The sequence below is a fragment of the Haemophilus haemolyticus M19501 genome, from assembly GCF_000222025.1.
Classification (GTDB): Bacteria; Pseudomonadota; Gammaproteobacteria; order Enterobacterales; family Pasteurellaceae; genus Haemophilus; species Haemophilus haemolyticus_G.
Map to the genome: position 1 here is coordinate 40,528 of NZ_AFQO01000013.1, position 10,599 is coordinate 51,126.

The window sequence follows — 10,599 nt, forward strand, 5'->3', positions numbered from 1 at the left end:
GTAAAAAAAGTAAAAAATGTGAGGTATTTCACAAAATTTTTACACCATTTGAGCGAATGCGAAAATTATTGTGATCGGTATCACAAAATTGTTTTCTTTTGCGCTCAAAATGTTGTTAATTTGGCCGCACTTCTCTACAATGCCTGTGATTTTTATATTACTTTTTTGTTAAATTTTGGGAATTGGGGGTACACATGGGATTATCGCCTAGCATGTACAAAGATGTTGGAGATTTTTCGCCACTCAGTACCGATGTCATTATTATCGGTGGTGGTGCAACGGGTGCAGGTATTGCGCGTGACTGTGCACTTCGTGGCATTGATTGTATTTTATTGGAACGCCGAGACATCGCAACGGGTGCTACAGGACGCAACCACGGATTATTACACAGTGGTGCACGTTATGCAGTGAACGACCAAGAATCTGCTGAAGAATGTATTAAAGAAAACCGCATTTTGCGTAAAATTGCGCGTCATTGCGTAGATGAAACGGAAGGCTTATTTATCACCTTGCCTGAAGATTCTCTCGACTATCAAAAAACCTTCCTTGAGAGTTGTGCAAAATCTGGAATTGATGCGCAAGCCATTGATCCTGACTTAGCTAAAATTATGGAGCCTTCTGTAAATCCAGATTTAGTAGGCGCTGTTGTTGTGCCAGATGGTTCGATTGACCCATTCCGCTTAACTGCCTCTAATATGATGGATGCGACAGAAAATGGCGCAAAAATGTTCACTTATTGCGAAGTAAAAAATTTGATTCGTGAGGGTGGAAAAGTGATTGGTGTGAATGTGTACGATCATAAAAATCGTAGAGAACGCCAATTTTTTGCACCGCTTGTTGTGAATGCCGGTGGTATTTGGGGACAAGGGATTGCAGAATATGCCGATCTCAAAATCAAAATGTTCCCAGCGAAAGGTGCATTGCTCGTAATGGGCCATCGTATTAATAAACTTGTAATTAACCGCTGTCGTAAACCAGCTGATGCGGATATTCTTGTTCCAGGCGACACAATTTGTGTTATTGGTACAACGTCAAGTCGTGTTCCTTATGATCAAATCGATAACATGCAAGTTACGCCAGAAGAAGTGGATATTCTTTTCCGTGAAGGTGAAAAACTTGCACCTAGCTTGCGTCATACTCGCGTATTACGTGCTTATGCTGGGGTGCGCCCGTTAGTTGCAAGCGATGATGATCCATCTGGTCGTAATGTGAGTCGTGGTATTGTGCTACTTGACCACGCAGAACGCGATGGTTTAGACGGCTTTATTACAATCACTGGCGGTAAGTTAATGACTTATCGTTTAATGGCTGAATGGGCGACCGACCTTGTTTGTAAAAAACTCAATAAAACGGCTCGTTGTGTGACTGCGGAACAACCTTTGCCAGGCTCTACTGAAAGCCGTCAAGAGACCAACCAAAAAGTTATTTCATTACCAAGTACTATTCGTTATTCTGCTGTGTATCGTCATGGTTCACGCGCGACTCGTTTGCTTGAAAAAGAACGTTTAGATCGTTCAATGGTTTGTGAATGTGAAGCGGTGACGGCGGGAGAAGTTCGTTATGCAATTGATGAACTGGGTGTAAATAACATTGTGGATTTACGTCGCCGTACACGTGTTGGTATGGGAACTTGCCAAGCTGAGCTTTGTGCATGTCGTGCTGCAGGTTTAATGAACCGTTTTGAAGTGGCAACACCAACTCAATCAACCACTCAACTTTCTGCCTTTATGGAAGAACGCTGGCGCGGTATTGAGCCGATTGCTTGGGGTGAAGCTATTCGCGAAGCCGAATTTACATCTTGGATGTATGGTAGCGTATTAGGTTTAAATGATGTGAAACCGCTTGATGAACAAGCACAACAAGGGACGGATAGCAATGAATTTTGATGTAGCCATTATTGGCGGTGGTTTAGCGGGTTTAACCTGTGGCATCGCCCTTCAACAACGCGGCAAACGTTGCGTGATTATCAACAACGGTCAAGCAGCCATTGATTTCGCATCCGGCTCTTTAGATTTATTAAGCCGTATGCCATCAACCCAAAATGGAGAAGGTCGCGCGGTAGAAAATTTAAAAGAAAATATCACCGCACTTCGTAATGAATTACCAGCTCACCCTTATAGTTTATTGGGTGCTGATAAAGTGCTTGCTAAAGCACAAGATTTTGAACGTTTAGCCAATGAATTAAATCTTGATTTAATTGGTTCTACGGAAAAGAACCATTGGCGTGTAACAGGATTAGGCAGTTTACGTGGTGCGTGGCTTTCACCAAATAGCGTGCCAACTGTACAAGGCAATGAACGTTTTCCGCATAAACGTATTGCGGTGCTTGGTATCGAAGGTTATCACGATTTTCAACCGCAACTTTTAGCGGCGAATTTGGTGTTAAATCCACAATTTGAGCATTGTGAGATTACCAGTGGTTTCTTAAATATTCCGCAATTAGACGAGCTTCGCAAAAATGCGCGTGAGTTCCGTAGCGTAAACATCTCTCAACTTCTAGAGCACAAACTTGCATTCAATGATCTCGTTAAAGAAATTATTGAATCAGCACAAGGTGCAGAAGCCGTATTTTTACCAGCTTGTTTTGGTTTAGAAAACCAAGAATTTATGACCGCACTTCGTGATGCAACTAAACTCGCATTATTTGAATTACCAACATTGCCACCATCATTACTCGGTATGCGTCAACGTATTCAATTACGCCGTAAATTTGAATCCCTTGGCGGTTTAATGATTAACGGTGATAGTGCATTGAGTGCAACATTTGAAGGAAATCAAGTGCGTTGTATTAATACTCGCTTGCTCGAAGATGAAGAAATCAGCGCAGATAATTTCGTACTAGCTTCAGGAAGTTTCTTCAGCAAAGGGCTTATTTCCGAATTTGATAAAATTTATGAGCCAGTTTTTGAATCCGATATTATCGGTGTTGAAGGGTTTAACGATAAAGATCGCTTCACTTGGACTGCTCATCGTTTTGCTCATCCACAACCTTATCAATCTGCTGGTGTGGCAATTAATGCTCAATGCCAAGTACAAAAGAGCGGTCAATATTTAACGAACTTATATGCTGTCGGTAATGTGATTGGTGGTTTTAATGCGCTTGAGCTTGGTTGTGGTTCGGGTGTCGCAGTTGTAACTGCCTTGGCGGTTGCTGATGAAATCTTGGCGAAATAGGGGGAATAATATGGATAATAATATTCAACGACTCATTGATAGTGCAAAACAATCCCTTAATTCACCTGAAAGCCATAAATATATCGACGAAAGTTTTGAAAGCTGTATTAAATGTACGGCTTGTACCGCTGTTTGTCCAGTTTCACGCAACAACCCGCTTTATCCTGGACCAAAACAATCTGGCCCAGATGGTGAGCGTTTACGCTTAAAATCAGCAGAACTTTACGATGAAGCGCTTAAATATTGTACTAACTGTAAACGCTGTGAAGTGGCTTGCCCATCTGATGTGAAAATCGGTGATTTAATTGTGCGTGCGCGTAATAACCACTTAGCACAGTCTAAAAAACCGTTAATGAATAAATTGCGTGATGCTATTTTAAGTAACACGGATGTAATGGGGAAAATTAATACGCCATTAGCGCCGATTGTAAACACCATCACAAGCCTAAAAGCGACCAAATTTATGTTGGAAAAAACGCTTAAAATTAGTAAAGAACGTACTTTACCTAAATATGCGTTTGGCACGTTCCGTAGCTGGTATATGAAAAATGCGTTACAAGACCAACAAAAATTTGAGCGTAAAGTCGCGTATTATCATGGTTGTTATGTGAACTATAATAATCCACAGCTTGGTAAAGAATTCCTCAAAGTGTTCAATGCGATGAACATTGGGGTGATGCTATTAGAAAAAGAAAAATGCTGTGGTTTACCATTAATGGTGAACGGTTTCCCTGAACGTGCCCGTAATATCGCACAGTTCAATACCGATTACATTGGAAAAATGGTAGATGAAAATGGACTAGACGTGATCAGTGAAGCATCAAGTTGTTCACTTAATCTGCGTGATGAATACCATCATATTTTAGGCATCGACAATGCTAAAGTGCGTCCGCATATTCATATGGTGACACCGTTCCTATACCAACTTTTCAAAGAAGGTAAAACATTACCGTTGAAACCACTCAAACTTCGAGTGGCTTATCACACCGCTTGTCACGTAGATAAAGCAGGTTGGGCACCTTATACTTTAGAAGTGTTGAAAAAAATTCCTGGTTTAGAAATCATCATGTTACCTAGCCAATGCTGTGGTATTGCTGGGACTTACGGTTTTAAATCAGAAAACTATGAAGTTTCACAATCTATTGGTAAAAACCTATTCGATAATATTAACGAAGGTGGGTTTGATTACGTCATATCGGAATGCCAAACCTGTAAATGGCAAATTGATATGTCATCCAATGTGACCTGTATTCACCCATTAACCTTACTCTGTATGTCGATGGATGCTTAAAAATAAGAAAAATGCACTTTGTAATGAAAGTGCATTTTTTATAAGTAGAAAAAAGTGCGGTAAATTTTTTACCGCACTTTTGGTTTTAATGAGAGTTAAAACTCAATTTGAAGAGATGCTCTCTAAATTCTTGATCTAGATCAAAATAAAAATAATTCTCAAAAATACTATTCAAAAATAAATTTATTTTTTATAATCCACCTGTTTATTAACTTGAGGAAATCATAAATGAAACAACATAAATTAACCCCTTATGCTCTGTTGCTGATTACTGCAGGCATGTCTGTTACGAGTTATGCTTTGGCTGAGGAGCAATTGTCTGAAATTAAGGTTACGGATGAAATGAGTAGTACAACTCATACACAAGCTCAACCGGCTGTGATTCATAAAAATGTAAGAGCTATTCGTGAAGAAATGATTCGTGATACACGAGATCTTGTACGTTATACAACAGATGTTGGTATAAGTGATAATGGTCGCCATTTAAAAGGCTTTGCTATGCGTGGTGTAGAAGGTAATCGCGTTGGTACTAGTATTGATGGTGTTTCTATTCCTGATTTTGAAGAAAACTCTCTTTATGCTCGTTATGGTAACTTTAATAGCTCTCGTTTGACTATTGATCCTGAGTTAGTACGTGGAATTGATGTTGTTCGTGGTTCTAGTTCTTTTAACTCTGGTAGTGGGTATTTAGGTGGTGGAGTAAATTATCATACTTTAGAAGCTATTGATTTAGTAAAACCTGAAAATAAGTTTGGTGGGTTATTAAAAAGCGGTTATTCCAGTAAAAACCGAGAATGGATTTATACATCAGGTCTAGGTTATAAAGATGGAAAATGGGAAGCTGCATTACTTTATTCTCAACGTCGTGGTCATGAAATGAAAAGTAATGGTAAGGGCGGACTAGATACTTATGGTAATTCACGTGGTATTCCAGACCCATCTCAACATACTAATCATAGTTATTTAGCTAAAATATCCTATTTACTAAATGATACTCATAAATTTAGTGCATCATTAAATGGACAAATAAATAAAAATAATACAGATGAGAAATCTTATAATTTACTAGAGAGCAATTGGCGTGAAACTAGTGATTTGGGAAAACGTCAAATGGTTAATTTAGCCTATGAATATTTTCCTCAAGGAGGGGGAATTAGCTATTTTCGTACAGATTATGATTGGCAAAAAACAGATGTTGGGGCTATAAATTACAAAGGTTCATACGAACGTAACAATACTACATTTCTACCTGATTTTAATAAAAAAGTATTAGACAACATTTATGATCGTCTTATGCAAACTGACTTCAATCGAATTTCTTTTAGATTGGATAGTAAGGAATTTGATAGTGATATTGGTATTCATAAATTTTCATTAAAGGTAGGAACATCTCGCCATAATTTTAGAAATATAAATATAGATAGACACGATGTTACTACTTCCCAAATTGATCGTAATACAATACAAAGACCAATAAGAACTAATCATACTTATATTTCTTTGCTTGATTCAATAACTTGGAATAATACTTTTAGCTCTGATGTAGGAATACGTTATGATCGCTACAAACTCAAACCTCAAGCTTTAAATGCAAGATGTATTTCATGCACTAGTGATATTGATGAGGCAAGTTTTAATGGTTTAAGTGGGTTTGTGGGATTAAGTACGAATTTAACTGAAATATGGAAATTAGGATATACATTATCGAGTGGTTTTAGAGTTCCGAATGCTTCAGAAATTTATTTCACTTACGAACATCCAGCGGGAAACTGGCTGGCTAATCCAAATTTAAAATCGGAAAAAAGCTTAACGCATAATATTTTATTAGAAGGAAAAGGGGAGTTAGGCAAACTGAGTGTTAATTTATATTACACCAAATATAGAAATTTCTTGTTTGATGAAACAACGGTTGGTACTGATAATCATACCTTGTTTACTCAACAAGTAAATAAAGATAACGCTCATATTTCTGGAATTGAAATTAATGGACACCTCAATTTGCATCAATTAGCCTCATCTATTCCAAATGGATTCAAGTTTATGGGGGGATTAGGATATTCAAAAGGTAAAGTATCGGGAGAAACTAGTTTATTATCTATTCAACCATTAAAAGCAATTTTGGGGCTAGATTATGAAGATCCTAATGGAAAATGGGGAATATTCAGTCGTTTAACTTATTTAAGTGGTAAAAAAGGGAAGGATGCAAAGGTTTTAAAAGATGATTTTCGTTGTACTGTTCCAGTTGTTCCTAATCCAAATTACAACGAAGATAGTAGTTGGTATGAACCCGAAACAATATGTCCAACTTACAGAAAAACTTATTTAGATAGTATTGAATTTCCTTATTTAAATAAACGAGCAATGATTTTTGATTTATACGGCTATCTAAATGTAACAAAAGATATAACATTAAGAGCTGGCGTATATAATGTGTTTAACCGTCGTTATCATACTTGGGATTCATTAAGAGGTATCCCATTAGTTGGAGCTACAACTAACACAGTTGATTCACAAGGAAAAGGTCTTCAACGTTTCTATGCTCCAGGCCGTAACTTCGCAGCCTCTGTAGAAATTAGATTCTAATTAATTTGTAGGGTGGGCTTTAGCCCACCAAAATATCTCACGATTATTTGTTGGTGGGCTGAAGCCCACCCTACACTAAGTACGCATAATTCTATGCGTACTTCTTTTTATTTTAGGAGCAATCATTATGATGATAGATAAACGCCTAATTAACACTGTGGCTGACAGCAAAAAATGGATTGGCGTCACGGTGTTGTGGAATTGGGTGGCGCTAGTTGGCGGGATTATTAGTGCCGTCGTGTTTTCTTATATTTTACAAGCCGCTTATTTTAAAGAGTTGACGATGTCAAGTGCGGTGGGTTTAGGTGTGATTTTAATTGCGGCATTGGCATTACGTGCTTTTGCGGGTAAAAAATCGGTGCAGGCGTCTTATTTTGCCAGCACAAAAGTGAAGCATGAATTGCGTAGCCTTATTTATCGTAAATTGGCTTCTATGCCGCTTAACCAAGTGAATCAACAATCCACCTCAAGCATTATCCAAGTGGCATCAGAAGGTGTGGAACAGCTTGAAATCTACTTTGGGCGTTATTTGCCGCAGCTTTTTTATAGCTTGCTTGCTCCACTTACACTCTTTGCTTTCCTGATCTTTTTCAGCTTTAAAACAGCCATTATTTTATTAATTTGCGTGCCACTTATTCCAATGTCGATTATTGCGGTAAATAAAATCGCTAAAAAACTTTTGGCAAAATATTGGTCGATTTATGTGGGATTAGGCAGCAGCTTTTTAGATAACTTACAAGGTTTAATTACGCTAAAAATCTATCAAGATGATGCTTACAAAGCGAAAGCAATGGATGAAGAAGCAGAGCATTTCCGCAAAATTACCATGAAAGTGCTTACCATGCAGCTTAACTCGGTATCACTGATGGATTTACTTGCTTACGGCGGCGCGGCAATCGGGATTTTAACCGCATTATTGCAATTCCAAGATGCACAACTCAGCGTGTTAGGCGTGATTTTATTTATTCTCCTTTCCTCCGAGTTTTTTATTCCGCTTCGTTTGCTTGGTTCATTCTTCCATGTGGCGATGAATGGTAAAGCGGCTTCAGATAAGATCTTCACATTACTTGATACACCTGTGGAAACCCAACAAAGTGCGGTAAATTTTGAAGCCAAAAATAACGTTCAAGTGGAAATTAAAGATCTACATTTTGCGTATTCTGCAGAAAAACCGGCAATTCAAGGTTTAACTTTAACGATTCAACCAAACCAACTTTCGGTGTTTGTGGGTAAAAGTGGTTGCGGTAAATCAACCTTAGTTTCGTTGTTGATGGGCTTTAATAAAGCGCAACAAGGTGAGATTTTGTTTAATGGACAAAACGCCTCTGAAATAGACCGCACTTCTTTCTATCAAAAAGTATCCTTGGTGAGCCATAGTAGCTACGTGTTTAAAGGCTCGCTGCGTGAAAATATGACAATGGCGAAAATTGATGCCACAGACGAGCAAATTTATGCGTGTTTAGAACAAGTGAATCTTGCCCAATTTGTACGCGAAAATGGCGGCTTAGATATGCAATTATTAAGCCGTGGCGCAAATTTATCGGGCGGTCAAATTCAACGTTTAGCCTTAGCGCGTGCTTTATTACACAATGCCGAGCTTTATATTTTTGATGAAGCGACCAGTAACATTGATGTGGAAAGCGAAGAAATTATTTTGCAGTTCATTCAACAATTTAAACAACAAAAAACCATTGTGATGATTTCTCACCGCTTGGCAAATGCGGTAAATGCCGACTGTATTAACGTACTTGACCAAGGTAAATTGATTGAGCAAGGCACACACGAAAGCTTAATGGCAAAACAAGGTGCGTATGCTGAAATGTTCCAACAACAAAAAGATTTAGAACAAATTAGAGAGGTGGCAAATGCGTAAAAATGGTTTTGTTGTGATGGGGCATTTGTTGAAATTAGTGACTCCACTTGCACACATTATGGCGTTTACCATTACTATGGGTACGCTCGGTTTCCTGGCTGCCATCTTTATTATGGTACTGGGTGCGATGGGGTTAGTGAATATCTTAAACTTTGACACCCATTTAAGTTTTTCTGGAATTTTGACCGCACTTATCGTGTTAGCGGTGGCTCGTGGCGCATTGCGTTATTTAGAGCAAATGTCTGGGCACTATATTGCTTTTAAATTATTGGCTTTATTGCGTGATAAAGTGTTTTCTTCCTTGCGCCGTTTGGCTTTTGTGAAGTTGCAAGATAAACAAGCGGGGCAATTAGTGTCATTGGTGACCAACGATATCGAATTACTCGAAGTGTTCTATGCACACACCATTGCACCAATTATGATTGCGTTTTTTACCTCTGCGATTTTATTGTTGGTTTTTACGCATCTTTCAGGCTGGTTTGTGCTTGTGGCATTGGCGGCGTATTTAACAGTGGGTGTAATTTTACCGATTATCACCACCAAATTGGCACGTGAAGATGGCAGACGTTATCGAGAATTAGTGGGCGAAATGAATGACTTTTTCCTCGACAGCGTGCGTGGTATGAAAGAAATTCAACTTTTTGGCTATGCACAACAACGTTTAGCAGAAATCCAACAACGCAGCCAAAAAATTGATACGGCTTTTGAACGCATTAAAGACCAAGAAGCAAAAGTTCGTGTTTATACTGAAGTGGCAGTATCGGCGTTTAACATCATTATGTTATTCACAGGCTTAATTTTGTTTAGCCTAGATAAAATTGATTTTTCAGCCTTTTTAATCGGCGTAATTTTATTGATGTCGAGTTACGGGCCAGTTATCGCCTTAAGTAACCTTTCAAGCAACTTATTACAAACCTTGGCTTCAGGTGAGCGAGTATTAAGCTTGCTAGCAGAAGAACCAGAGTTAAAAGATGTAGAAAGTGCGGTCGATTTGAAAGAGGTTTCTCTCATTGATGTTGAGAATGTAAACTTCGCTTACGGCGAAGAACAAATTTTATCGGATGTCAGCTTGTCTGTGAAAAAAGGTGAAATCTTAGGGATTCACGGCAGAAGCGGTAGCGGTAAAAGTACCTTATTGAAATTGCTGATGCGTTTTTACGATCCTAAATCAGGTAGCATCAAAATTAACGGCGAAACTTTACCTAACATCAACACCCATAGTTTGCGTGACAGTATGGCGTACATTACTCAGCAAACCTATATTTTCAACGAAACTATTGAGGAAAATATTCGCCTTGCGCGCCGTGATGCAACATTAGAAGAAATTATGGAAGCCGCGAAGAAAGCCTCAATTCATGATTTCATTTTAAGCTTGCCACAAGGTTATCAAACAAAAATGACCGAATTGGGCGGCAATCTCTCTGACGGTGAAAAACAACGTATCGGTATTGCCCGAGCATTCTTGCATAATGCCTCGATTATCTTACTTGATGAACCGACTAGCAATTTAGATAGTTTAAACGAAGCAATGATTTTGAAATCATTACTCGATGTTAAAGCTGAAAAATTGATTATTCTCGTCAGCCATCGCCAATCCACAATGGCAATTTGTGATCAGGTGATTGGAATAGAAAACGGCAGAATGTCCTAAACTAAGACAACAAAAAATCGCACTGTT

At 38.5% G+C, this 10,599-nt stretch carries 6 protein-coding genes; all 6 read left to right on the forward strand.

Translation table 11 applies throughout. From position 1 onward, the window contains the following. Positions 1 to 194 precede the first annotated feature (194 nt). The gene (gene glpA / locus GG9_RS02220) at positions 195 to 1,886 is read left to right on the forward strand and encodes an anaerobic glycerol-3-phosphate dehydrogenase subunit A (RefSeq protein ID WP_005629395.1); all 1,692 of its coding nucleotides are present in this window, start codon (positions 195 to 197) and stop codon (positions 1,884 to 1,886) included. Next, positions 1,876 to 3,174, forward strand: coding sequence for a glycerol-3-phosphate dehydrogenase subunit GlpB (gene glpB / locus GG9_RS02215; RefSeq protein ID WP_005632252.1), 1,299 nt, complete (start codon positions 1,876 to 1,878; stop codon positions 3,172 to 3,174). Before glpA ends, glpB begins: the two co-directional genes overlap by 11 nt. A gap of 10 nt (positions 3,175 to 3,184) precedes the next feature. Continuing rightward, positions 3,185 to 4,465 (forward strand): anaerobic glycerol-3-phosphate dehydrogenase subunit GlpC, encoded by a 1,281-nt coding sequence (gene glpC, locus GG9_RS02210; RefSeq protein WP_005632254.1) that lies wholly within the window; start codon positions 3,185 to 3,187, stop codon positions 4,463 to 4,465. 228 nt (positions 4,466 to 4,693) lie between these two features. Next, on the forward strand, positions 4,694 to 7,048 hold the full coding sequence (locus tag GG9_RS02205; protein ID WP_005632257.1) for a TonB-dependent hemoglobin/transferrin/lactoferrin family receptor: 2,355 nt from the start codon (positions 4,694 to 4,696) through the stop codon (positions 7,046 to 7,048). A gap of 127 nt (positions 7,049 to 7,175) precedes the next feature. After that, the gene (locus GG9_RS02200; RefSeq protein ID WP_005632259.1) at positions 7,176 to 8,921 is read left to right on the forward strand and encodes an ABC transporter ATP-binding protein/permease; all 1,746 of its coding nucleotides are present in this window, start codon (positions 7,176 to 7,178) and stop codon (positions 8,919 to 8,921) included. Next, positions 8,914 to 10,572: an amino acid ABC transporter ATP-binding/permease protein gene (locus GG9_RS02195; RefSeq protein WP_005632262.1), complete on the forward strand. Its 1,659-nt coding sequence runs from the start codon at positions 8,914 to 8,916 to the stop codon at positions 10,570 to 10,572. Before GG9_RS02200 ends, GG9_RS02195 begins: the two co-directional genes overlap by 8 nt. Positions 10,573 to 10,599 lie beyond the last annotated feature (27 nt).